24 protein-coding genes and 1 pseudogene are annotated in these 21,818 nt (G+C 57.0%); 15 read left to right on the top strand and 10 right to left on the bottom strand.

The window, feature by feature from the left end; all coding sequences use genetic code 11:
- Positions 1-15: 15 nt before the first annotated feature.
- The 12 genes from ACZ9IU_RS28915 to ACZ9IU_RS28970 all read left to right on the top strand — a co-directional run bounded on the left by ACZ9IU_RS28915 (position 16) and on the right by ACZ9IU_RS28970 (position 9,858).
- Complete coding sequence (locus ACZ9IU_RS28915) at positions 16-996, top strand: NAD-dependent 4,6-dehydratase LegB (RefSeq protein WP_040124435.1); 981 nt, start codon at positions 16-18, stop codon at positions 994-996.
- Entirely contained in the window at positions 989-1,702 is a 714-nt protein-coding gene (locus tag ACZ9IU_RS28920; protein ID WP_040124434.1) for a nucleotidyltransferase family protein, read from the top strand. The genes ACZ9IU_RS28915 and ACZ9IU_RS28920 overlap by 8 nt, the downstream gene beginning before the upstream one ends.
- Positions 1,695-2,537 carry an NAD-dependent epimerase/dehydratase family protein gene (locus ACZ9IU_RS28925; RefSeq protein ID WP_040124433.1) on the top strand — a complete coding sequence of 281 codons (843 nt, stop codon included), beginning with the start codon at positions 1,695-1,697 and terminating at the stop codon, positions 2,535-2,537. The genes ACZ9IU_RS28920 and ACZ9IU_RS28925 overlap by 8 nt, the downstream gene beginning before the upstream one ends.
- Position 2,538: 1 nt before the next feature.
- Complete coding sequence (locus ACZ9IU_RS28930; RefSeq protein ID WP_040124432.1) at positions 2,539-3,609, top strand: radical SAM/SPASM domain-containing protein; 1,071 nt, start codon at positions 2,539-2,541, stop codon at positions 3,607-3,609.
- Between the two features lie 10 nt (positions 3,610-3,619).
- Positions 3,620-4,174, top strand: a complete 555-nt coding sequence (locus ACZ9IU_RS28935) for an acyltransferase (protein ID WP_173426785.1) — start codon at positions 3,620-3,622, stop codon at positions 4,172-4,174.
- A gap of 3 nt (positions 4,175-4,177) precedes the next feature.
- Positions 4,178-5,194: an N-acetylneuraminate synthase family protein gene (locus tag ACZ9IU_RS28940; RefSeq protein ID WP_040124430.1), complete on the top strand. Its 1,017-nt coding sequence runs from the start codon at positions 4,178-4,180 to the stop codon at positions 5,192-5,194.
- A 26-nt stretch (positions 5,195-5,220) separates the two neighbouring features.
- Positions 5,221-5,868 carry a cytidylyltransferase domain-containing protein gene (locus tag ACZ9IU_RS28945; protein ID WP_244447617.1) on the top strand — a complete coding sequence of 216 codons (648 nt, stop codon included), beginning with the start codon at positions 5,221-5,223 and terminating at the stop codon, positions 5,866-5,868.
- Positions 5,869-5,960: 92 nt separating this feature from the next.
- Positions 5,961-6,818, top strand: coding sequence for a glycosyl transferase (locus ACZ9IU_RS28950; RefSeq protein WP_244447599.1), 858 nt, complete (start codon positions 5,961-5,963; stop codon positions 6,816-6,818).
- The gene (locus ACZ9IU_RS28955; protein ID WP_040124426.1) at positions 6,818-7,516 is read left to right on the top strand and encodes a WbqC family protein; all 699 of its coding nucleotides are present in this window, start codon (positions 6,818-6,820) and stop codon (positions 7,514-7,516) included. Before ACZ9IU_RS28950 ends, ACZ9IU_RS28955 begins: the two co-directional genes overlap by 1 nt.
- On the top strand, positions 7,513-8,145 hold the full coding sequence (locus tag ACZ9IU_RS28960) for a PIG-L deacetylase family protein (protein WP_040124424.1): 633 nt from the start codon (positions 7,513-7,515) through the stop codon (positions 8,143-8,145). Before ACZ9IU_RS28955 ends, ACZ9IU_RS28960 begins: the two co-directional genes overlap by 4 nt.
- On the top strand, positions 8,130-8,999 hold the full coding sequence (locus ACZ9IU_RS28965; protein ID WP_040124423.1) for a motility associated factor glycosyltransferase family protein: 870 nt from the start codon (positions 8,130-8,132) through the stop codon (positions 8,997-8,999). Before ACZ9IU_RS28960 ends, ACZ9IU_RS28965 begins: the two co-directional genes overlap by 16 nt.
- Positions 9,000-9,144: 145 nt before the next feature.
- Positions 9,145-9,858 carry an FkbM family methyltransferase gene (locus tag ACZ9IU_RS28970; RefSeq protein WP_498957836.1) on the top strand — a complete coding sequence of 238 codons (714 nt, stop codon included), beginning with the start codon at positions 9,145-9,147 and terminating at the stop codon, positions 9,856-9,858.
- 272 nt (positions 9,859-10,130) lie between these two features.
- On the opposite strand, the gene ACZ9IU_RS28975 is transcribed toward ACZ9IU_RS28970, so the two are convergent.
- The 9 genes from ACZ9IU_RS28975 to ACZ9IU_RS29015 form a co-directional block, all read right to left on the bottom strand.
- Positions 10,131-11,414 (bottom strand): SGNH/GDSL hydrolase family protein, encoded by a 1,284-nt coding sequence (locus ACZ9IU_RS28975; protein WP_051900363.1) that lies wholly within the window; start codon positions 11,412-11,414, stop codon positions 10,131-10,133.
- An 11-nt stretch (positions 11,415-11,425) separates the two neighbouring features.
- A complete protein-coding gene (locus ACZ9IU_RS28980; protein WP_040125719.1) occupies positions 11,426-12,175 on the bottom strand; it encodes an SDR family NAD(P)-dependent oxidoreductase in 750 nt (249 codons plus the stop codon).
- Positions 12,176-12,193: 18 nt separating this feature from the next.
- The gene (locus ACZ9IU_RS28985) at positions 12,194-13,147 is read right to left on the bottom strand and encodes a heparinase II/III family protein (RefSeq protein WP_498957837.1); all 954 of its coding nucleotides are present in this window, start codon (positions 13,145-13,147) and stop codon (positions 12,194-12,196) included.
- Positions 13,134-14,519: a DUF4962 domain-containing protein gene (locus ACZ9IU_RS28990; protein ID WP_498957838.1), complete on the bottom strand. Its 1,386-nt coding sequence runs from the start codon at positions 14,517-14,519 to the stop codon at positions 13,134-13,136. Before ACZ9IU_RS28990 ends, ACZ9IU_RS28985 begins: the two co-directional genes overlap by 14 nt.
- Before the next feature lie 61 nt (positions 14,520-14,580).
- Complete coding sequence (locus ACZ9IU_RS28995; RefSeq protein WP_040124421.1) at positions 14,581-16,149, bottom strand: extracellular solute-binding protein; 1,569 nt, start codon at positions 16,147-16,149, stop codon at positions 14,581-14,583.
- 38 nt (positions 16,150-16,187) lie between these two features.
- Complete coding sequence (locus ACZ9IU_RS29000; protein WP_040124419.1) at positions 16,188-17,069, bottom strand: carbohydrate ABC transporter permease; 882 nt, start codon at positions 17,067-17,069, stop codon at positions 16,188-16,190.
- 4 nt (positions 17,070-17,073) lie between these two features.
- Entirely contained in the window at positions 17,074-18,003 is a 930-nt protein-coding gene (locus tag ACZ9IU_RS29005) for an ABC transporter permease (RefSeq protein WP_040124418.1), read from the bottom strand.
- 8 nt (positions 18,004-18,011) lie between these two features.
- The gene (locus tag ACZ9IU_RS29010) at positions 18,012-19,127 is read right to left on the bottom strand and encodes an ABC transporter ATP-binding protein (protein ID WP_040124417.1); all 1,116 of its coding nucleotides are present in this window, start codon (positions 19,125-19,127) and stop codon (positions 18,012-18,014) included.
- A gap of 27 nt (positions 19,128-19,154) precedes the next feature.
- Positions 19,155-19,937, bottom strand: coding sequence for a GntR family transcriptional regulator (locus ACZ9IU_RS29015; protein ID WP_040124415.1), 783 nt, complete (start codon positions 19,935-19,937; stop codon positions 19,155-19,157).
- A gap of 171 nt (positions 19,938-20,108) precedes the next feature.
- Here ACZ9IU_RS29015 and ACZ9IU_RS29020 point away from each other — a divergent pair, with 171 nt between their 5' ends.
- From ACZ9IU_RS29020 to ACZ9IU_RS29030, 3 genes and pseudogenes are all read left to right on the top strand, one after another.
- The gene (locus tag ACZ9IU_RS29020; RefSeq protein ID WP_157885290.1) at positions 20,109-20,327 is read left to right on the top strand and encodes a transposase; all 219 of its coding nucleotides are present in this window, start codon (positions 20,109-20,111) and stop codon (positions 20,325-20,327) included.
- Positions 20,309-21,169, top strand: a pseudogene (gene tnpC / locus ACZ9IU_RS29025) (IS66 family transposase); the annotation flags it as partial. The gene ACZ9IU_RS29020 and the pseudogene tnpC, both read left to right, overlap by 19 nt.
- A 104-nt stretch (positions 21,170-21,273) precedes the next feature.
- Positions 21,274-21,549 (top strand): hypothetical protein, encoded by a 276-nt coding sequence (locus ACZ9IU_RS29030; protein ID WP_040124412.1) that lies wholly within the window; start codon positions 21,274-21,276, stop codon positions 21,547-21,549.
- Here ACZ9IU_RS29030 and ACZ9IU_RS29035 read toward each other — a convergent pair.
- Positions 21,546-21,818 (bottom strand): aminopeptidase P family N-terminal domain-containing protein, encoded by a 273-nt coding sequence (locus ACZ9IU_RS29035; protein ID WP_040124410.1) that lies wholly within the window; start codon positions 21,816-21,818, stop codon positions 21,546-21,548. The two genes, ACZ9IU_RS29030 and ACZ9IU_RS29035, sit on opposite strands and share 4 nt — an antisense overlap.

Raw genomic sequence — 21,818 nt, forward strand, 5'->3', positions numbered from 1 at the left:
AAAGGCCACAAGATCATGAATAAGGTGCTCGTGACGGGGGCGGATGGCTTCATCGGCTCCCATCTGGTCGAGACGCTCGTAAAGGCCGGCGTTCACGTTCGCGCTCTCTGTCAATACAATTCGTTCTCAAGCTGGGGATGGCTGGATCACTCCGCCCATATCGGCGATTTTGAAGTTGTTCTTGGCGATGTCCGTGACCCCGCTCAGATGCGTGCCGTTACAAAGGGAATCGATACGGTATTTCATCTAGCTGCGCTGATTGCGATACCCTATTCTTACCAAGCGCCCTCAAGCTACGTGGAGACCAACGTCCAAGGCACATTAAACGTGCTGCAGGGAGCCCTCGACGCGGGAGTGGAGCATTTCGTTCAGACTTCGACCAGCGAAGTTTACGGAACGGCGCGCTCTGTGCCGATCAGCGAAAGCCATCCTCTGCAAGCGCAATCACCGTATTCTGCGAGCAAGATAGCTGCCGATGCAATGGCATACAGCTTCCATTCTAGCTTCGATATGCCCGTGGTCATTGCCCGTCCGTTCAATACGTTTGGACCGCGGCAGTCTGCGAGAGCGGTGATTCCAACAGTGATAACCCAGCTTTTGAGCGGTAAAAAGTCGATAAAATTAGGCTCGGTATCTCCGACGCGAGATTTTAATTACGTTCAGGACACCTGCGATGGATTTATAGCCTTGGCCCAATGCAAGGATGCGATCGGGAAGACCGTGAACATCGGATCCGGCCAGGAAATTTCGGTTCTGGACACTGTTAATATGATTGCTCGACTGATTGGCACCGACGTAAGTATTGAGTGTGACGAACAAAGACTTCGGCCGACCAATAGTGAAGTCGAACGGTTGTTGTGCGACAATAGTCTCATCCGCAGCCTCTCGGGCTTCGTGCCACGCTTTTCGCTCGAAGAGGGATTAAATGCGACTATCGAATGGATGCGCGATCCCAAAAATTTGAGCAGATACAAGGCTGATCGATACAATGTCTAGGCGGGCAGTAATTCTGGCGGGCGGACAAGGGACGCGGCTGAGGCCGTACACTATTGTTCTGCCGAAGCCATTGATGCCGATCGGGGAATATCCGATCCTCGAAGTCATCGTTCGGCAACTCATCGCAGCCGGCTTCGGCCACATCACCATGGCGGTGAACCACCAAGCGGAGATCATCAAGGCATTCTTTCAGGATGGAGCGAAATGGGGCGTCCGTATCGATTATTCGCTCGAAGACCGCCCTTTGGGTACAATGGGGGCTCTCACGCTCATTCCTGATCTGCCTGAGAACTTCCTCGTGATGAACGGCGACATTCTGACGGATCTGGATTTCGCCGATTTTCACGACGCTCACGTGCAGAAAGGCGACATATTCACGATCTCCGCCAAGACTAGGGAACATCGCATCGATTACGGGGTGCTCGACACGGATGAGCAGGGTATGCTGTCGGGGTTCCGCGAAAAACCGAAGGCGACTTATCAGGTAAGTATGGGGGTTTACATGCTCGCGTCGAGAGCGCTTTCGCACTTCCCACCCGCAGGCGCGTACGGTTTCGATCAGCTGATGCTCGATCTCCTCGCCGCCGAAGACCCTGCATACGTTCGAAACTTCGATGGGTACTGGTTGGATATTGGCCGGCCCGACGATTACGCGCTTGCTATTGAGGAATTCGAAGCGATGCGGCATAGATTCTTGAATGATTGACGCGGTCGTTACAGGCGCGGGCGGGTTTATAGGTCAAAGGCTGATCCGCGGGCTTAAAGCCGCAGGCATCAATGCTTTTGCCGTCGAACGCATAAGCGACATCTGCGACGCGGACATGTGGCGTGGCCTGCCCTCCGCTCCCGTCCTTTTCCATCTCGCCGGTAAAAGCTACGTCCCGGAAAGCTGGAGCAACTCTTCGGCCTTCATGGCTACCAATGTCGTAGGGACGCAGAATGCGCTGGATTGGTGCAAGCGTCACGGCGCGCGCATGATATTTGCCAGCGCCTACGTTTATGGTGCTCCCACCCGCCTTCCAATCCAGGAAAGCGACCCGGTCAACCCGAACAATCCTTATGCAGTCTCTAAAAGGCTCGCCGAACAGTTGTGCGAGTTCGCAGCCGCTCACGAGCATGTACCTGTTACCGCTCTTAGGATATTCAATGTTTATGGTGCGGGGCAAAGACCTGAGTTCTTGATCCCTACGCTAATCTCGCAGGTCGGATCACGATCGCCAATCAATGTGATGGACCTGACGCCTCGACGGGACTTCGTCTACGTCGATGATGTCGTCGCTGCGTTCATCGGCGCCCTCCGAGCCCCGGACGGCTATAATTGTCTCAATATCGGGTCCGGTATATCCTTGTCGGTGCAAGATATTATCGATGTCATTCAGGAGGTATGCGGGACGAGCCTTCCCGTAGGTTCGTCTTGCGTGGCTAGGCGGAATGAGATACTTGACGTTCGCGCTGACATAGGGCGCGCAGAGAAGCTGATCGCATGGCGTCCGAAATGGAATTTTTCAGCGGGCATCAGAGCTATGATAACGGAGCTTTAGATTGACGGAGCGCAACGTCCCGATCAACAAAGGCAACTATTCCATGGATACCGAAGAGCGCGAAGCCGCGTTCGAGAAGTATCGAGGTGAAGGTTGGGAAACTGAATACGCTATCTATCGCAAAAGATGGGCCGAGTACGCCAAGAATCAGGAGGTTTCCGAATATCCCCTTCTGGTTGATCTGGAGCTTGCGTCGATCTGCAATCTTCGCTGCCCGATGTGCTATACAATCAGCGACGAATTCAAGAAAAGCGTCAACACGACGCGTATGGACTGGGATCTGTATCGTCGCATTATCGATGAGATAGGCGGCAAGGTTCCGGCGATCCGTCTCTCATTGCGCGGCGAAGCGACCCTTCACCCGCGGTTTGCGGACTGTGTCCGCTATGCCAAAGACCACGGAATCAAGGAAGTCTCGACGCTTACTCACGGCTTTAAGCTGAATCGCAAGTACTTCGAGCAGATCGTCGATGCCGGAATCGACTGGATCACGATTTCCATCGACGGAACCGGGCAGACTTATGAGAACATCCGCAAGCCGATCAAGTTCAACGATCTGCTCGAAAAGGTCAAAGGCATCAAGGCCTACAAGGAAGAGCGCGGTCTTAATCGGCCGGTGATCAAGGTGCAGGGCATATGGCCTGCTATCAGGGAAAATCCAGACCTCTACTATGAGACTTTTGCACCTTACGTCGATCTCGTAGCCTTTAATCCGTTGATTGATTATCTCGGAAACGATACTGACGTCGAATACCTCGATAATTTCACGTGCCCTCAGCAGTATCAGCGCCTCGTCATCGGTGCCGATGGTCTTGTCATGAAGTGCTCGAACGACGAGGAAAACCGGGAGGTCATTGGTGACGCCAAAGATCAGACCGTGCATGAAATTTGGCATGGAGAGAAGATGAATGCAGTGCGGGCGCTTCACAAGGAGCCACAAGGTTTCCTAAAGAGCGAAGTCTGCAGACGTTGCTATCTTCCGCGCCTCACGAACGACGAATCTGCCGAAATTGGCGGACGTAAGGTAATTGTCCACAACTACGTAAATCGCAGCCAAGAAATCGGGATGTAAAGTGTTGGCCATGACCGATCGCGCCTCGTACCGAAACAGGGGCGGTCTCTTTCAGAAGATAGTTTCCTTCTACAAAGAGAAGCGCTATCTTTCAAAGTGCGGTGCTGACTTTGTCTGCAAGTCTAGCGCGGAGTTCCGGATGGTCGGTCACGCCCTACTTGAAGTAGGCGACGGAGTCACAATCCAAGATTATTGCTTCTTCCAGCTGACGATGCCCCACCCGCATGTCGTCATCGGAAGCAATACGGTTATCGGCCGCAGGAATATTATAACGGCCAAGAACCGCATCGAGATTGGCAGCAACGTTCTCATTGGATCGGATGTGCAAATCATTGATCACAGCCACGGAGTTGCGCGCGATCGCCTCGTTCGCGAACAACAGGCGGAGATTGGGCAGGTCGTCATAGGAGACGACGTGTGGATCGGCGCGGGGGCCAAGATACTGATGAACAGCCGTGTCGGCAAAGGTGCCGTCATCGGGGCAAACGCGGTGGTAAGAGGGGAGATTCCTGACTATGCGATCGCAGTTGGCGTTCCCGCTAAGGTCGTAAAATACAGGGAGTAGTCGATGTTCCGCAACTATCGCGCCGATCGAGCATACATCATTGCTGAAATTGGGGGGAATTTTACAACCGTAGATCAGGCCATCCGTCTGATTGACGAGGCTAAGGCCACAGGTGTGGATGCAGTTAAACTCCAGACCTATCGGGCCGAGACGCTATCGACGCGTGGCGCTATCTTTGACATGGAGAACACAGGAGTGACGTCCCAGTTCGAGTTGTTCCAGCGCTACGAGGTCGATGAAAGCGTTCATGAAGAAGTCTTCAAATATGCCGAAGCACAGGGGCTGGATTGGTTCTCCTCTCCCTCTCATCAGTCTGACGTCGATCTGCTAGAGAGATGTGGCGTCGGCGCGCACAAGGTAGGTTCCGACGATGCCGTGAATCTTCCACTCCTCCGCTACCTTGCCAATACCGGAAAGCCGATCATTCTATCGACAGGCATGTGTACCCTGGATGAAGTTCGCGAATCGGTTGGCGCCATCCAAGAACAAAGCGATAGCCGGATTATTCTACTGCATGCTGTTACGAGCTATCCGACTCATCCTGAGAACGTCAACCTTGGCGCTATGCAGTCGCTCATGCGGGAGTTTCCGGGCTTGGACGTTGGCTATTCTGACCACACGCTGACGCCTGTTGCCTGCCTGTGTGCCGTTGCCATGGGTGCTCGCGCCATCGAACGCCATTTCACCTACGATAAGAATGCCGACGGGCCTGACCATATGCTCTCGGCGGATCCAGATGAGATGAAATGGCTGGTAGATGCCATTCGCGCCTTTGAAATCATGCGTGGATCAGGTGTGAAAGAACCCGCCGCGAGCGAGCGAGTGACCCGTATCAACAACAGGAAGAGCATCGTGTTGGAACGCGATATGAAGGCCGGCGATGTGATTTCTGAAGCGGACATCGCGGTCAAGCGTCCAGGCACTGGTATATATCCGAAACACCTTGAAGATGTGATCGGCCGCAAGGCAGCCTCCGACCTCAAGGCAGATACGGTATTGCAGTGGAGTAATCTTGCTTGAAATTGGGAGTAATAATCCAAGCGCGGATGGGGTCAACGAGGCTGCCTGGGAAGGTTTTGACTAACATCGGAGGGAAACCCCTGCTCTCTCATACCGTTGGGCGGCTTGCAATGATGCGCAATAGAGCGGAGATCGTTGTTGCGACCTCAACTGCTTCCGAAAATGATTCCATCCAAACTTGGTGCGCAGATAAGGAAGTGGCGGTTTTTCGCGGGGATGAACTGGATGTTCTCGATCGTTACTATCAATGCGCAACCGCTTTCAGTTTCGACAATATTGTCCGCTTGACCGCCGACAACCCTTTTACGGATATTGAGGAACTCGACCGCTTAATCGACTTCCATGTTGATGGAGCCTATGATTACACTCATGCGTTCGGTCAGCTCCCTGTAGGAGTCGGGGCGGAAATCTTTACTTTCGAGGCTCTTGCCCTGAGCCATCGCGACGGGCATCTGCCGCACCAGCGAGAGCATGTGAACGAATACTTCACCGACCATCCGAGGCATTTTAGGATTGCAGAGCTTCCGATACCGGAGGCAAAGAGAGCGCCGGGCCTTCGTCTCACCGTTGACACTTATGAAGACTGGGAACGTGCTGACAACCTTGTGAAACTGGCTTCCCAGGAATGGTTGGGCACCGAAGAAGCGATCCGCTTATGTTCGTATTCTGCATAGAGAGTTCACATACGCGAGGCTTAGGACATCTCTATCGGTCGCTAACTTTGGCTGATGAGTTGGCGCGTAGAGGCCGGAGTGTCTGTTTCGCTGTGAACCGCCACCAAGCCTCACACGATATCATCAAAGCGCGCGGCTTCGCCGTTTATGGCTATGATATGTCCGCCGAAGCCGGAAGCTGGGAACTCGAACTTATTCGATCTCTCGGTTCCGCTAAAATCTGGATCAATGACCGCTTGAACACGCAGCCAGCACACGCCAAGGCTGTAGTAGCGGCAGGGCTAAAGCTTGTGACGTTTGACGACAGGGGGGACGGCGCGGCGCTTGCCGATCTAAACATATCAGCGTTGGTATTCGAGGATATTGCCGAACTGAAGGGTAAGGATGTCCGAAGCGGCGTCGAGTTCATGATCCTCAACCCCGAGATCGAGTTGTATAGACGGCACCGCGACAACTTAACCTCGGTATTGGTTACCATGGGCGGCGCCGACACTTATGGCGTTACGATAAAGGTGGCCCAGTGGCTTCGTGATAATTCAATGTGCGCCACGATCGTCACTGGGCCGGCCTTTCAACATAAAGGTGAACTTGACGCCATCCTCACTGACAAAACCGAAGGAGTTCTAACTCATTTAGGCGCTGTTGCCTCCCTTGCACAGGAAATGGCTCGCCACGATCTTGCTATAACGGGCGGCGGAGTGACACCATTCGAGGCCTGCGCAGGCGGCCTTCCCTGCATTGTCATAGCCAATGAGGATTTTGAGATCCCCGTCGGATGGGCTTTAGAAAAGCTCGGCTGCGCGCGATTTGCAGGACACCACCGCACCTTTGATCTCGCCCCTGTTTTCGAGGACCTACCTATAAGAACGATGAGTCTGGCTGCTCTCGATGCCGTCGATTTGGAAGGCGTTCGTCGCGTTGGCGGCTTGATCAGAAGGTTAGAGATTTGATGCGGACAGCCGTCATTCATCAGCCGGACTTTGCGCCATATCTCGGCTTCTTCCAACGATTTCAGCATGCTGATCTTTATATTGTGCTCGATCACGTCCAGTTTGTTCATGGTACCAGCAAAAGCTGGACGCACCGTGACAAAATCAAGACGAGTGAGGGAGAGCGTTGGCTGACGCTCGGAATTCGCAAGCCGAAGTTAGGCACCCCGATCAATCAGGTGGAACTCATGCCTGATTCCGAATGGGTAGAGAAAAATCTGGCGCTGCTAAGGGAAAACTATCGGAAATGTCCGGGTTGGAATGAGGTTTTTCCAATAGTCGAAAGCCTCTATTCTGAGCGTTGCGATCTCCTCGTCGATTTTAATCTCCATTTTCTCAAAGCGATTATGAAGATGCTCGACATTCAAACCCCAATGGTTCGCTCCAGTTCGCTAAAAGTGGATGGTAGCAAAAACGAGTTGCTGATCAATCTTTTGCAGGAGGTTGGCGCAAACTGCTACTTGTCGGGCACTGGCGCGAAGGATTACATGCGGCCCGACCTATTTCAAGCTGCCGGTATAGAGGTGGTCTGGCAGAAGTTCACTCACCCTATTTATCGACAACCATTCGGCGACTTCATGCCCTATCTCAGCATCCTGGACCTGCTGTTGAATTGTGGTATTTCGGAAGCGCGCGATGTGCTGAGGAGTTGCAAATGAATATTCTGGCGATTGGTGCGCATTTTGATGACGTCGAACTGGGCTGCGGCGGGGCGCTCGCTCGTCACACCGCGAGCGGCGATACTGTTTTTGTCTACGTAGCCACTGTGTCGGGGTTCTCCAATCAGTACGATCAGTCGGTTCGCAGTAGCCAGGTCGCTCGTGCGGAAGCCGATGCAGCAATGGAAATTCTCGGCGTCGAAAAGATGTACTGCGGTGACTTTAAGACGCTGGAAATCGAATTTGTCGACAAACTCAACATCGAGATCCTCAAACTTGTCCAGGATTTGAAGATCGAGCTGGTTTACACCCACTGGAGTGGGGATATTCATCACGATCACCAGGCTTTGTCGCGTGCATCGCTTCATAGTTGCCGCCACGTTCCCCGGCTCCTGATGTATCGCAGCAACTGGTATCATTCGACGGTCGATTTCCGAGGCAATTTTTACGTCGACATCACACCTCACTGGTCCCAGAAGGAACGCGCGATCCTTGCGCATGAATCTGAAATGGAGAGGACCGGACGCAAATGGGTGAGTTTCTTCCGCAACGAAGCCGAAAATGCTGGTCAGCGTATAGGTGTCCAATATGCCGAGGTATTTGAGATCGTGAAATGGCTTCAGCGCTGAAAAAGATAGGTTTTCTTTTTTCCCTTTTCGTGCCGAGCGGTGTTGATGTTTTTAAACAATGGCGCAAAGACCGGGCGGCTTCGTCTGCGGAAATCGTGGGTCTGTTAAAGGCCAATCGAGACCTTGCAAACAGACATCAAGGCGAGCGCTGCTTTATCCTCGGCAATGGCCCAAGCGCGAAAAAACTTGATCTCTCCAAGCTGAAGGGGGAGACAGTATTCAGCGTGTCAAATGGCTATCTGTTTCCAGGCTATGGTGAATTCTCACCTAGATATCATTGCGTTCCCCAAATTACCTATGGACTGATGACCGAGGAGGACACGGTCAGGTGGTTCAATGAGATGCATGAAGGCTTGGGGAACGCCGAGCTGTTTCTAAGTTCGAATGAGGCAGCTCTCGTGCGGAATCAACATCTGTTTCCGGGGCGCAACGTGCGGTACCTGAGCCTGAGCGGAAGCTTTGATGAATGGCCGGACGAAGATCTCGTCGATATCTCAAAAGCGGTACCCGCCGTCTATTCGGTGCCGGTTATGGTGTTGATGATCGCACTGTATATGGGCTTTAAGGAGATCATCCTGCTGGGTGTCGATCATGATCAATTTCTGACATCGAGATATGATTATGCCTTTGATCTCAAAATCCAAAAGGGCAAGGACATCACGTTGAATAAAGACGGGAGCTCCAGCTTTAGTCGATATGAAGAATTCCGTGGTCTCTTTCGGTTGTGGCATCAATATCGGAGCATAGATAAGATCGCCCGGAAAAATGGCGTTAAAATCTTCAATTCAACCCCAGGCGGGGCATTGGACGAGTTTCCCAGGAAAGATTTTAACGAATGGTTTGCGGTGAAGTAGAAGCCTATCCAATGCCGAGCGAACGTCCAAAGGACCAATGGCTTGTATTTTGCCGCGCCTTCCGACAGATAGATAATCGACTACGGCGGCTGTAGGTGCCGTTTATCGTGCGTGAATCGTGTGGCGGTGGAGCAGGAATACACCAATGTCCTTATTTAGACGACTGAACCCAAAGGCCCAGCCAAAGACCAAAACGCACTCGATTGGCAGCGTCGAAATCACTTTGAATGAAGGCCATCAACTGCCAAAATATGAGGCGAAACACCCTCTGTACGATCGCTTTCTCCCGGTACTCGCAAGCGTACTTCCCGACGACGGAAGCTGGATCGTCGACGTTGGCGCCAATGTCGGCGACACTGCCGTGGCACTCTACCAAAACTGTAAAAATCCCATCCTTTCGATCGAGGGGGACGCTGAGTTTTATTCGCTACTCCAGCGCAACGTTCAGCAGCTCGGCGGCCGAGTTACCCCCATTCAGGCCCTGGTCGGCACAGGCTCGGTCACAGGCGATCTCGTACGAGACGGAACGACGGCGACAAGAAAAGGCGACGGACAGGGCTCGACAGTCACGCTCGACAACGTATTGATGCAATATACCGTTGAAAAGGTAAGCCTACTCAAAACCGACACCGACGGATTCGATGCCGATATTATTAAATCGGCGCCAAATTTGCTGAAAAGCTGCCGCCCACTTCTCTTTTGGGGAAAACGATTTTCAGTCGAAGGAACAACGCGACGACCTGGAGAGTGGGTACGATTTCCTAAGAGATCTCGGATACTCCAGAGTTTGGATTTTCGACAATTTCGGCTTTCCGATACTGTCGGACATCGATTTTTCCGCACTCACACAAATCAATGACTATATCCATTCCACGGCAGCAATGGGAAAGCCCAAGACGATCTTTTACACGGATGTGCTTGCGGCAACCCCGGAGAACGAAGGCCTAGCCCGCAAGGCGCTCGCTAAATATCGCGAACTGATCCCCGCCGCCTGATGATTGGGCTGCGCGCGTGAGGTCGGCGAAGCCTCGATTGGGGACCGACGCTGGGTGAAATTAGCGGCAGATCACCGTCGAACAATCGACAGAGAAATCGACGGCTGAGCGGCTATCGCTACCGCCGAGCGCGTCCCTAGAAATGTGACGGCGGAACAACCTGTCGAAGGACGGATGCAGTAACCCGCATGATCGCACGCGAAGTCGAGGGCGCGATCTGCAGGCAAAGTCTGAGGCGCAGGCCGTGCATGGAGGTCTTCAGCCGGATCGGCGGCGTTCGCAGCAAACCCATCCAGGCTTCGCCGGGATAGGGGGCAAGTGTCCCCTCCCCGAGATCGAAGGGCGCCAGCGCCCGGGCAGTCAGCCCTTCCGGCGCCTGGTCTTGAAGCTCCAGCGAAATCTCGCGCCAGCCGTCATGCGCGTCGACGTCCACGAGGACGCTTGCCTGAACCCAGGCGCCGGCCGGTAGTGGGTTGCGGTCGTCACGATCGAGAATATCGATGGAGGCCTGGCCTTCGGAAAGCGAAACATGCCAACCGTCCTGGCCGTCCGTTGATCCGGCCAGTCGGTCGACCACCACATTGGATCCGGAAACGCTGACCCCGTCGCGAAGCGATCCGATGCTGCAGACAGAAGGGTTGGACAGAAGATTGCCCAATGGATTGTTGACCGGATCGAACCGGTCGTCCGGTGCCGGGCGTCCGGCGCTTGGCGGAGGGAGGAAACCCGCCAGATAGGCGGCCAGCGCCTTGCCGACGGCGTAACCGCCGGGCACCGAGAAATGCGTCCCATCGTCGGAGAACCCGGTCTGCGGAACCCCGTCGACCGAACTCCAGTCGACCCATGGCTCGTTCCAATCGAAGACATGGCAGCCTGCCCGTTGCGCCGCAAACGTCAGGGTCTTCTGGTTGATCCAATGCGCCTTTGCCCGTTCCGGACCACCGGCGGCCCATTTCTGCGTGCCGCGGGCGAGAATAGGCAGAAGGACGACCAGCTTGCCGGCGCAGAGCAGCCGGTCGACGATCATCTCGCGGGTTGCCTGGATCACTTCCTTGGTTTCGACCATCATGTCGTTCGTGCCGGCATCGACGATGATGAGGTCGAAGTCGAGCTTGAGCACGTCGTCCAGTCGAAGGGCGATGTCGCGGGCCTTCTGGCCCGAAACGCCCGCGTTCAATCCACCGAAACCGCGGGTGGCGCCGACCCTGCCGCTCGGTTCCCAGCCCGGATGCACGAGAGGATCGTGAAACACGCCGATGTCGAGCCGGCCCGCCAAAAGCACCTCTGCCCAGGTGGCCCAGCCGCGTGCCGACGACCAGATGTGTCGTTCGCCGGCATGGTGGTTCTGCTGGACGAGCGATGTTCCAAGCAACGCGATGCGGCGGCCGTTGATCGGGCCATTGATCGGGAATGTGGGCATGTTTGCCGGCCTCACGAGAACAGGGTGCCGCCGTTGACGTCGTAGCAGGCGCCGGTAATGAAGGCTGCATCATCCGACACCAGGAAGGCGACGAGGCTTGCGACCTCTTGCGAACTGCCTTCGCGTTTCAAAGGCGTTGCGGCAGCGACGCGCTCACGCACTTCGGGCTTGGTGAACGTATCGTGGAAGGTTGTGGAGATCATGCCGGGGCAAACCGAATTGACCCGGATCTTTGGACCGAGTTCCTTTGCGAGTGCCCGCGTGTAGGTCATCACCGCGCCTTTCGAGGTCGCGTAGGCCAGCGCGCCGGGGCCGCCGCCGTCGCGCCCTGCCTGCGAGGCAAGGGTCACGATCGCGCCGTGGCCTCCCATCGCGGCCGTGGCCGCCTTCGTGGCGTTGAACAGCGAGGTGAGATTGAGGTCGATGACCTCCTGGAAAAAGGCTTGATCCATGTCTGCCAATGTCTTGCGCGCGACGATGCCCCCAGTGACGTGGACCAGCCCGTCGAGCCTGCCGAAATCCGACAGCGCCTTGTCGACGGCAGCCTGCGCATCCGCAGCCTTGGTCATGTCCGCCTTGACTGCGACGGCCTTGCCGCCTGCGGCAGCAATGGCCGCGATGCTGGCCTGTGCCCCGGCGGCCGAGCCGAAATAGGTGACCACCACCTGCGCGCCCTCCTCGGCCAGCCGTTCGGCACAGGCCCTGCCGATGTCGCGTCCGCCGCCGGTCACCAGGATGACCTTGTCTTTCAATCCGTTCATGGGAAATTCCTTGCGCAATCAGAAGTTCTTCGGGATGACGATCCGCAGCTGGTTGTCGTCGACATCGGTGAAATAGATGTCGGCGCTGAAGCCCTGGTCGTCGATGAAGTGGAAGACCCGCCTCGGTTCGTTCAGCGAATAAGGGACGAGTAGGGTCACGAGCGTGTGCTTGGTGGACGGGGGAAGGCTTGCCTCGATATGGAATTGCGTTGCCAGCCCCTCGACTTCGACCGGATCGACGCCCTTGAAGCCTTCCACCAGCCGAACTTCGGGCGCTCCGGACGTGGAATGGACGAACTGTCCGTAGAGCCCGGCGCGTTCTCCGGTCAGCCGGAAGCTGTTCGATCCGACATCCATGGATCGGGTGGCATGGAACAGCCACTGTATCGACTTGGCCGTCGCGCATTCGACGCGGTCGACGATCACCAGGAAATCGCTGTGCGAGAAATAGATATCTCGCTCGGCGCGCAGGACATCCGGATCGGCGGCCTGGTAGGCGGCCGTCGCATCGCCGCTGATGAAGACATGTGTCTTTTCTTCCCGGACCGCGAGGATCCGGCCGCCGGCCTTCTTGGCGATCGTCTTGTCGCCGTCCGCATACTGGCCCCTGCCTTCGATCAGGACGGCGTTCTTGGAGATCGTCTGGCGCCGCCAGTTGCGGTGCATGGTGGAGTTGAAGGCGACATAATAGCCGCTCTGGATCGCCAGGTCCTCGCCGAAGGCATAAAGAAGGAAGGCGTTCTGGTCGCCGTGGCTGTGACTGAGGGAGCCGAAGGAACTGCTCTTGAACAGGAACTGGATATGTCGAGCAGGGTCGTCCATGTGTTTTTGGACGGCGACCCAGCCGATGTCCTTGAACCACTTGACCGGCGGCAGGTCGGATGGCGCCCTGGCTTCGACCGGCGGATAATCGTGGCGATAGACGAGATCGTCGAAATTGAGATCCCACCAGCCATAATTATAGAATTCCATCGCGGTGCCGGCCGCCCCCGCGTTCAGGCGTTCGTAATACCATTGGTAATAGGGAATTGCCCGTGACCCCGGCGAACTGACGGACATTGTATCCGACCTTGAGACCCGGCGGATCGCCAAGTGTCGAGTCATCTCCGAAACAGGCGCGGCGCGTCCCCGGCGCCTTTGTGTAAAGCGGAAAATCGCCGGTCTTCTGGAAGAACGGCCGCTGGTAGAGATCGACCTTGAGAAAGGCGCGGATCAGATTGGCCGCCTCGGTCAGATAGGCGATCCCGGTCATCCAGTAATGCGGCCCCTCGGCCCAGCCGCCATCCTTGCCGCCCCAGGGGGAATAAAGGGTGAAGAGGAATTCGACCGTATAGTCCAGCCAGTCCTCCGCCTCCTTCTCCTCGCCGGCCAGCGCGATGCAGGCGGCCGTCAATGCCGCCGAAAGGGAGCGTACCGCATGGCTGTCATAGGGAAAGACATGGATGCGCGCGCGCCACAGGACATGGTCGGCCACTTCGCGGGTGCGGGCAAACAGCACATTTCGGACCTGTTGGCGCTCATCCTCATCCAGATGGTCGTGTAGCCAGTCGTAACCCCAGGCGAGCGCGGTGACGACGCGGAAGGCCGCCTCGTCGTTGTAGGAGCGGCTCGTCGCGCCTTTCGGATCCCATGCGGCAACGGACAGAAGCCAGGTCTTGGCCATGGCAATCAGGGCGGGGTCATTCAGGATCACGCCGCCAATGGCCAGATGGCGGATGGCATAGATGACCTCCTGGCAGTCGATATACATCTGCCGCCACAGCGTTGCGATGCGGATATTGTCCGGATAGGGGGAAGGCTCGGAAATTATCGCGCGCGATAGCCAGGGTTCGACGGAATTGTTGAAGAAATTCTGCCAGCCGCAGTGATCGGGTGCCGACTTGAGCTTCTCCCGAAAGGCGATCACCCCATCGGGATTGAGCCATAGACGGGGATGGCGAAGGTCTCTCGCCTGAAGCCGGGCTTCGGCGCGCGGCAGCTGCGTTTGCGGCAGGTCGGGAGTGATGTCGAACGACCGGACGCTGCTCCACGCTGAGGCGACGCGTTTTGCTTTGTCGTCCCAGAGCGCGAACGCCCAGGAATAGGAGCCGGGCTCGAATATCACGTCGGGCGTGAAGAAGTTCCAGGTCAGATTTTCAAAGACGTGCGTGACCCCGGGCGCGAAGTCCGGATCGGGCGAGACCTTCAGAACGTAACGGGCATCATCGTCAAGCGCCGGCAGCCAGCTGAAGCGCGGCGGGTTCTCCTGGATGGGGGCGCCGTCCGGCTGGTATGTGATCGTCAGCGTGCCGGGCTTCGGCTCGTCGAGATACTGCAAACGGGGGGCTTCGGCGATTTTGGGCATCGCAGTGAGATCCTTTAAATCTATGGAGAAGAGGGGCGCGGGCCGGCCGCGCCCGGAGGTGTCAGTTCTTGCCGTACTGGCGGTCGTAAGCCGTCTGCATGACCTTGATCACCTTGGAGAGGCCAAGCTGTTCGAGACGGGCCTGGTAGGCGTCCCAGGATGCCGCGACATCTTGTGCACCCAGCACCCAGGTCTGCTGCATCTCGGTCATGTAGGTAAGCAGGCTCGGCCAGTACTTGTCGTAGGTGGCACGCTCCTTGGCATCCATGGAGACGCCGGTGAATTCCGGCTGCAGGAGGCCAGGCTCCTTTTTGTACATGGCGATGCCGTCGAGGGCCATCTTGTTGGTCCACTGCTCCTCCGACGGATAGGAGGCCCAGTAACCGCGCGGTACGCCGGCGCCGATCTCCCACATCTGGGCGTTTACGGGCTTCGGATTGTGCAGCACGCTGTCCTTGTAGAGCGGCTTGCCGTCCTTCATGTCGTAATTGACGCCCTCGATACCCCAGTTGGACAGGATGCGGCCCTTCTCGGAGAACCAGAAGTCGAAATATTTGATCGTCTCGACCGGATGCTTGTTGCTGTAGGAGATCGCCCATCCGGCCGGCTGCACGGTGGCGCGGCGGCTGTCTTCGAACCGCTTGCCGGAAACCGTTTTCGGCGGCAGCATCGGCGCAAAATTGATGCCGGGAACGCTGTCCTTCAGAGCTTCGGTATAGTTCGAGGTGCTGGCGAACCAGTCATGCGTCATGCCGCCGATATTGTTGCCGAGCATGTATTCCCGGTCACGCGCGCCGCGCGTGAAGATCTCGGTATCGATGAGGCCTTCCTTGAACCACTGGGCGACTTTGGAAATCCCTGTCTTGTAGTTCGGCGTCGTCCACGGATGGACGATCTTCCCGTTCTCGACCATGAAATCGCCATAACGCTCCGACCCCGAGACGCGGGCATCCCACATGTTGATCAACCGCACCGCCTCGATCGGCTCGCGGGCGAAATACGGTACCTCGTCCTTCTTGCCGTTGCCGTTCGGGTCCTTCTCGCGAAACGCCTTGAGCACCGTGTAGAGCTCGTCGACATTGCCGGGCTCCTTGAGGCCCAGCTTCTCCAGCCAGTCCTTGCGGATGAACCAGGCGCGCGAATATTCGCCCTCCGGGACGTAGGGAATGAAATAGATATGGCCATCCGGCGCGCTGATCGTCTGGCGCACGACAGGATGTTCGTCGAAGAACTTCTTCAGATTGGGGGCATGTTCCGCGATGAGGTCGTCGAGCGGCTGGAATGCTCCTTCCATCCCGTAACGGATGAAATCGTCCTTCAGGCCGCCGGTGACGTCGCCGCCGACGATGTCCGGCAGGTTCCCGGACGCCATCAACAGGTTGAACGCGTCGCGGCTGTTGCTGGTGGCGAGGGACGCCACGTTCTTGACATGGATGCCGGTCCATTCGGCCGCCTTCTTCTCCACCGGCCAATTTTCCGTGTAGACGTATTTGTCACGAAAATGAAAGTGGATCGTCAGCTCGAGTGGATTGGTAACAATCTTGGTCGAGGCGTCCTGCGCATGGGCTCCGCCGACCTGCAGCAAGGCGCATGTGGCCAGCAGGGTAAGGCTTTTTCGAAAGTGTCTCATCCATTTCTCCTCCTTAAACAGAATTGGCTTTGACGGCGTTATTCCTTCACTCCACCAAGGGTGATGCCCTTGTTGAAGTACTTCTGGATGCTCGGATAAATGAGCAGGACCGGGATGATCGAGGCGATCATGATCGCCGCCGTCACCGTCTCGAACGAGTAGCGCGACGTCATCAGACTGCTGGCGAACTCGTCGTTGGCGCTCAGGTCGACGATGATGCGCTTCAGGTAGAGCTGCAGCGGGATCTTCTCTTCGCCGCGCAGGAGCACCATGGCCCAGAAATAACTGTTCCAGCGCGACACGATGCAGAACAGGCCGACCGTGATGATCGCCGGCTTGGAGAGCGGAATGAAAACCTTCCAGAGCAGCTGGAACTCGCTTGCGCCGTCCATCTTGGCGGCTTCCTCGAAGGATTTCGGGACGGCCTCGAAAAAATTGCGCAGCAGAATGACGTTGAAGGCGTTGCAGGCAAAGCCGATGATCAGCCCGAAGCGCGAGTCCAGCAGGCCGAGATCGCGCATGTTCAGGAAGAACGGGATCATTCCCGCATTGAACCAGAGCGTGAACGCCACCATCAGGTTCAGGAACTTGCGGCCGCGCAGCCGTGAGCGGGACAGGGCATAGGCGCCGGGGATCATGATCGCGAGGCTGACCGCCGTGCCGCCGAACGTGTAGATGAAAGTATTGCCGTAGGCGATCCAGAACAGCCGGTCCGACAGCACGAACTCGTAGGCCGCAAGTGTCAGGTCCTTCGGGAAAAGGATGACCTGCCCCGAGGTGACCGCGGCGCCCGAGGAGATCGATACCGCCAGAATGTAAATGAACGGATAGAGCGTCGACAGGACGAAGATGCCGATCAGCGCCGCATTGGCATATCCGAAGATCCGGTCACCCCGGGAATAGAGGTTGAAATGGGCCATGACATCACCAGAGCGAGGTTGACGAGACCTTCCGGCTGATCCGGTTGGCCGTGAAGACGAGAGCGAAGGCGATGACGGCGTTGAACAGGCCGGCCGCGGTTGCGAGATCGTATTGGGTTCCCTGCAGGCCGGTCCGGTAGACGTAGGTCGAGACGACGTCGGCGGTGCTATAGGTGGCCGGCTGATAGAGAAGGATGATATATTCGAATCCGACCTCGACGAGATTGCCGATGCGGATAATCAGCATGATGATGATCGTCGGCAGGATGCAGGGCAGCGTGATCCGCCATATCATCTGCCACCGCGAGGCGCCGTCCACCCGCGCCGACTCGTAGAGCGTCGGGCTGACGCCGGCGATCGCGGCCAGGTAGACGATCGATTCGAAGCCCGCCTCTTTCCAGATGTTGGAGCCGATGAACACCGACCGGAACCATTCCGGCTGGGTGAGGAAATAGACCGGTTCGAACCCCAGGCTGGATATGATGAGATTGATCACACCCGTCGTCGGAGACAGAAGATTGATGACGATGCCGGCGACGATCACCACCGAGATAAAGTGCGGCAGGTAAACGATCGTCTGGGAGAACCGTCGGCCGAACTCGTTCTGCAGTTCGTTGAACATCAGCGCCAGGATGATCGGCACCGGGAAAGCGAAGATCAGCCCGAGCCCGCTGATGGTGATCGTGTTGATGAAGGCGCGGATGAAGATCTGGTCTTCGAGAAGGGTGCGGAAGTTCTCAAGCCCGACCCAGGGACTGCCGGCGATGCCCCGGAAGGGGCTGAAGTCCTTGAAGGCTATCTGCAGCCCTTCCATCGGCTTGTAGAGAAACAGCAGAAACCAGACGATCATTGGCAGGGCGAGCAGATAGAGCTGCCAGTCCCGGCGAAGATCTTCGCCTATGCCTTTCAGATAGTGGGTCACCCTCGAAGTCATCATCCACCTCACGAACGGCCGTTGACGGCACGGCCGGTTTCCAGGTCGAAAATGTGAAGCCTGTCGGTCGGCATCAGCAACTGCCGGACCTCGGCGAGCTTCTGGACATCGGACGGCGTGTCGACCTTGGCGACGACCGGCTGGCCGGCGATCCGGCAATGCAGCAGGGCTTCGGAACCAAGCGGCTCGACGAGATCGACTGTCGTCGGGATGTTCTGGACATCCGCGACCGTGCCCGTCCCGATCTCCAGATGCTCCGGCCGCAGACCGACGAGAATGCGCTGGCCCGCGTCGAGGGCGCCGCCGCTCCAGGCGGGGAGCGTGAGTTGCGCCGGATTGTCATCGGTCCCGTCGATTCGTGCGACGGCCACGCCGTTCGCAGCGGTCACGGTTGCTTTCAGCAGGTTCATGGGCGGCGAGCCGAGGAAGCTCGCGACGAAGGCATTCGCAGGATTGAGAAAAAGCTCCATGGGAGAGCCCACCTGCTCGACGCGCCCGCTGTTCATCACCACGATGCGGTCGGCGAGCGTCATGGCCTCCACCTGATCGTGGGTCACGTAGATGCTGGTGACGCCCATGCGGTTGTGCAGCCGGCGGATTTCGGCGCGCATCTGGGTGCGCAACTTGGCGTCGAGGTTCGAAAGCGGCTCGTCGAAAAGAAAGACCCTCGGCTTGCGCACGATCGCCCGTCCCATCGCCACCCGCTGTCTTTGACCGCCGGAAAGGTCCGCCGGCTTGCGCTTCAGGTAGGGCGTGAGATCGAGAATCGTCGCCGCCTCGCTGACGGCCGCCTCGACGACTGCGTTCTTCTCGCCGCGGACGCGCAGGCCGAAGGCGATATTTTCCGCGACATTGAGATGCGGGTAGAGCGCATAATTCTGGAAGACCATCGCGACATCGCGATCCTTGGGCGCCATGCGGTTGACGACGCGCCCACCGATGGAGATCGTGCCGCCGGAGATATCCTCAAGCCCGGCGACCATGCGCAGCGTCGTCGACTTGCCGCAGCCCGACGGGCCGACCAGGACGACGAATTCTCCCTGCACCACCGACAGATCGATAGAATGCACGACTTCAAGTGCGCCGTAGCGTTTCACTACGTCGTTCAATTCCACTGCAGACATTTCAGTTTCCTCCCGCTGCGTCCGCCTTCAGGTCAGACTGCGCCGCGGCCTCCGTTTTTCCGTCGTTGTTGCATTGATGGATTCGATGTAGCTCCACAGCTTCGGATCTTTTGAAAGCTCCGTGATCTTGCTTTCCAACGAACCCAGATGCCGGGTCATCGCCGCCACCGCCGCATCCGGGGACGCAGCCCCGATGGCCTCGACAATGGCACGATGTTCGTCGATGACCTCGCCGGTGCGGCGCACCCCGAACACCATCTTCAGATGACGCATGCGGTCGATTTCACCCTTCGCCTGATTGACGAAAGACCAGACGCCGCTAAGGCGCGCCGCCGCAAAGATCGCCTTGTGAAAGCTCTCGTCCAGTTCGAAGAAGCTGGTGTAGTCCTCGCTCTCGACGGCCTCGATCTGCTGGTTGAGCAGGAGTTCCAGGCGGCCGAGATCCTCGAATGTATGGCGCTTGGCCGCTTCGGCTGCAGCTCCCGCCTCCAGACGGAACCGGATAAAGCAGGCCTCGATGTAACGCTGTACCTCGATCGTTGCGACGAAGGTGCCCCCTTGCGGGACGACCTTGATCAGGCCCTCTTCCGAAAGACGAATGATCGCCTCACGCACCGGCGTCTTGCTGACATGCAGGATCGCCGCAACCTCCTTTTCGGGAAGGGCGCGGCCGGGAAGCAGCCTGATTTCGACGATAAGCTGCCGCAGCAGGCGATAAACCTTGTTGGTCGTATTGCCCGTGCCTTCCATCAGGAACGGCCGGAGCAATTCCTCAAGGGGAAGAGCAGGAATCTGCACCACTTCAGACATATCTATTCACCAACTGATATCTTAGTTGTCAGATTGATGTCCTAACTGAGAATTGTCAAGTCCGTATCTTAAAGATTCTCCAGCGCCAAAAAGACCGTAAGCGCTGTTTTGGTCCCACCTTCCGGATTGACGTTTGATCGTTGATGTTGTGCTCAAACAGGGCTTCGACATATGACGATTACAGGGTTTACGCATAGCACCAAGGCCGATGAGGGTGTGCAGCGGTTTGAGGTTTTCACTGGCGCGGGCCGCCGTCGTGATTGGAGCGACGAGGAGAAGCACCAGATTGTCGCGGAGAGTTATAGCGGCGAGGTGTCGGTGAGTGCTGTTGCTCGACGGCATGGTTTATTCACCTGGCGTCGACAGTTGCGAGAGCAGCCGGAGCGTTGAAGACATCTTCCAAGCTCTCCGCTGACGAGACAACGGCACCCGTGCTTGATCCGGGACGCGGCAAGACCAAGACCGGGCAACTCTGGACCTATGCGCGTGATGACCGACCGTGGCAGGGGAACGATCCACCGGGTGTCGTTTATGTCTACGCACCGGATCGCAAGGCCGAGCGCCCGATGGCGCATCTCGAAGGCTTCGTCGGCATTCTCCAGGTCGACGGGTACAGCGGCTATCGCCCGTTGGCTGCTAAGAACACCGTCTCTCTGGCTTTCTGCTGGTCGCATGTTCGTCGGCGCTTTTACGAACTGGCCGCCGCCGGTCCCGCACCCATTGCCACCGAGGCGCTACGGCGCATTGCCGAACTCTACAGAAACGAAGACGAGATGCGCGACCGGACGCAAGATGATCGTCGTGCCATCAGACAAGAGAAGAGCCGTCCGATCACCGACAGCCTTGCCCCCTGGCTCACCGAACAGCTCGGCCTCATCAGCCAGAAGACAAAGCTGGCCGAAGCAATCCGGTACGCTTTGTCACGCTGGGATGGGCTGACCAGGTTCATCGACGACAGTCGTATCGAGATCGACTCCAACACCGTCGAGCGATCCATCAGGCCAATTGCTCTAAATCGAAAGAACGCGTTATTTGCAGGCTCTGATGCCGGAGCCGAACACTGGGCGACCATCGCGTCGCTCATCGAGACCCCCAAGCTCAATCATGTCGAACCACTTGGCTATCTCGCCGACGTGCTTACCAGGATCGTCAACGGCCATCCAAACAGCCAAATTGATGACCTTTTACCCAGGGCCTATCCCTCTGAGCTCAACCTGAGAGCCTTAAAATGAAAGCACCGCGACAAACCGCTAAGCTTTCGTTCCACTGTACACGATGATACCAATGGGAAACGAGCTAGGTTTGACTATGCTGCTGTTGGGGTTCTAGGGATTAGATGGCGGGACTTTTTAAATCGTTGAAGAGAGTGCTGACTGGAAAGATAATCCGGCAATCCGACGTTCACATTATGAACGGCAGTTGCGTTATGTCCTTACGTATTAAACGCGATAGCGGAAGCGGTGGCGTCTATGTAGTGTTAGCCTCTAAAGCATCGGGCAACTATCAATATTACCCTTTCGATGAAGAAGAGTTCGACAGGTTCGTTGATGCTGCTATCGAGATCAAGAAAGCCTTACGGGCCGATGGATTGGCTAGTATCGGTGAAGCCTAAGCCAGCGTAAAGCCGGTATCGGCGAAACCGACCACGTCGGAAATCCAGCTCTTTTCCCGGCAAGGCGCCTCGTCCAGCGCCCGCAGCGTGAACCAGGCATCGCCCTCGCGCGGCAAAAAGGCGGCGCGGTACATGGTTTCGGAGACGGTGTAGCCGGTCAGCCAGGCCAGCAGCTCGCCGCTATCGACGAGCAGCAGATCGACGCCGGCGGATGCCATGGCGTCCCGGGCGCATGCGATACGGCGATCGAATTCCGCCCGGGAGAACAT

It is taken from the genome of Mesorhizobium sp. USDA 4132 (assembly GCF_056279545.1).

Excerpts from the sequence above, each read along its gene's own strand:
- ACZ9IU_RS28915 (WP_040124435.1), top strand. The coding sequence starts at position 16 with ATGAATAAGGTGCTCGTGACGGGGGCGGATGGCTTCATCGGCTCCCAT.
- ACZ9IU_RS28920 (WP_040124434.1), top strand. The coding sequence starts at position 989 with ATGTCTAGGCGGGCAGTAATTCTGGCGGGCGGACAAGGGACGCGGCTG.
- ACZ9IU_RS28925 (WP_040124433.1), top strand. The coding sequence starts at position 1,695 with ATGATTGACGCGGTCGTTACAGGCGCGGGCGGGTTTATAGGTCAAAGG.
- ACZ9IU_RS28935 (WP_173426785.1), top strand. The coding sequence starts at position 3,620 with ATGACCGATCGCGCCTCGTACCGAAACAGGGGCGGTCTCTTTCAGAAG.
- ACZ9IU_RS28940 (WP_040124430.1), top strand. The coding sequence starts at position 4,178 with ATGTTCCGCAACTATCGCGCCGATCGAGCATACATCATTGCTGAAATT.
- ACZ9IU_RS28945 (WP_244447617.1), top strand. The coding sequence starts at position 5,221 with ATGGGGTCAACGAGGCTGCCTGGGAAGGTTTTGACTAACATCGGAGGG.
- ACZ9IU_RS28955 (WP_040124426.1), top strand. The coding sequence starts at position 6,818 with ATGCGGACAGCCGTCATTCATCAGCCGGACTTTGCGCCATATCTCGGC.
- ACZ9IU_RS28960 (WP_040124424.1), top strand. The coding sequence starts at position 7,513 with ATGAATATTCTGGCGATTGGTGCGCATTTTGATGACGTCGAACTGGGC.
- ACZ9IU_RS28965 (WP_040124423.1), top strand. The coding sequence starts at position 8,130 with ATGGCTTCAGCGCTGAAAAAGATAGGTTTTCTTTTTTCCCTTTTCGTG.
- ACZ9IU_RS28970 (WP_498957836.1), top strand. The coding sequence starts at position 9,145 with ATGTCCTTATTTAGACGACTGAACCCAAAGGCCCAGCCAAAGACCAAA.
- ACZ9IU_RS28975 (WP_051900363.1), bottom strand. The coding sequence starts at position 11,414 with ATGCCCACATTCCCGATCAATGGCCCGATCAACGGCCGCCGCATCGCG.
- ACZ9IU_RS28980 (WP_040125719.1), bottom strand. The coding sequence starts at position 12,175 with ATGAACGGATTGAAAGACAAGGTCATCCTGGTGACCGGCGGCGGACGC.
- ACZ9IU_RS28985 (WP_498957837.1), bottom strand. The coding sequence starts at position 13,147 with ATGGAATTCTATAATTATGGCTGGTGGGATCTCAATTTCGACGATCTC.
- ACZ9IU_RS28990 (WP_498957838.1), bottom strand. The coding sequence starts at position 14,519 with ATGCCCAAAATCGCCGAAGCCCCCCGTTTGCAGTATCTCGACGAGCCG.
- ACZ9IU_RS28995 (WP_040124421.1), bottom strand. The coding sequence starts at position 16,149 with ATGAGACACTTTCGAAAAAGCCTTACCCTGCTGGCCACATGCGCCTTG.
- ACZ9IU_RS29000 (WP_040124419.1), bottom strand. The coding sequence starts at position 17,069 with ATGGCCCATTTCAACCTCTATTCCCGGGGTGACCGGATCTTCGGATAT.
- ACZ9IU_RS29005 (WP_040124418.1), bottom strand. The coding sequence starts at position 18,003 with ATGACTTCGAGGGTGACCCACTATCTGAAAGGCATAGGCGAAGATCTT.
- ACZ9IU_RS29010 (WP_040124417.1), bottom strand. The coding sequence starts at position 19,127 with ATGTCTGCAGTGGAATTGAACGACGTAGTGAAACGCTACGGCGCACTT.
- ACZ9IU_RS29015 (WP_040124415.1), bottom strand. The coding sequence starts at position 19,937 with ATGTCTGAAGTGGTGCAGATTCCTGCTCTTCCCCTTGAGGAATTGCTC.
- ACZ9IU_RS29020 (WP_157885290.1), top strand. The coding sequence starts at position 20,109 with ATGACGATTACAGGGTTTACGCATAGCACCAAGGCCGATGAGGGTGTG.
- ACZ9IU_RS29030 (WP_040124412.1), top strand. The coding sequence starts at position 21,274 with ATGGCGGGACTTTTTAAATCGTTGAAGAGAGTGCTGACTGGAAAGATA.
- ACZ9IU_RS29035 (WP_040124410.1), bottom strand. The coding sequence starts at position 21,818 with ATGTTCTCCCGGGCGGAATTCGATCGCCGTATCGCATGCGCCCGGGAC.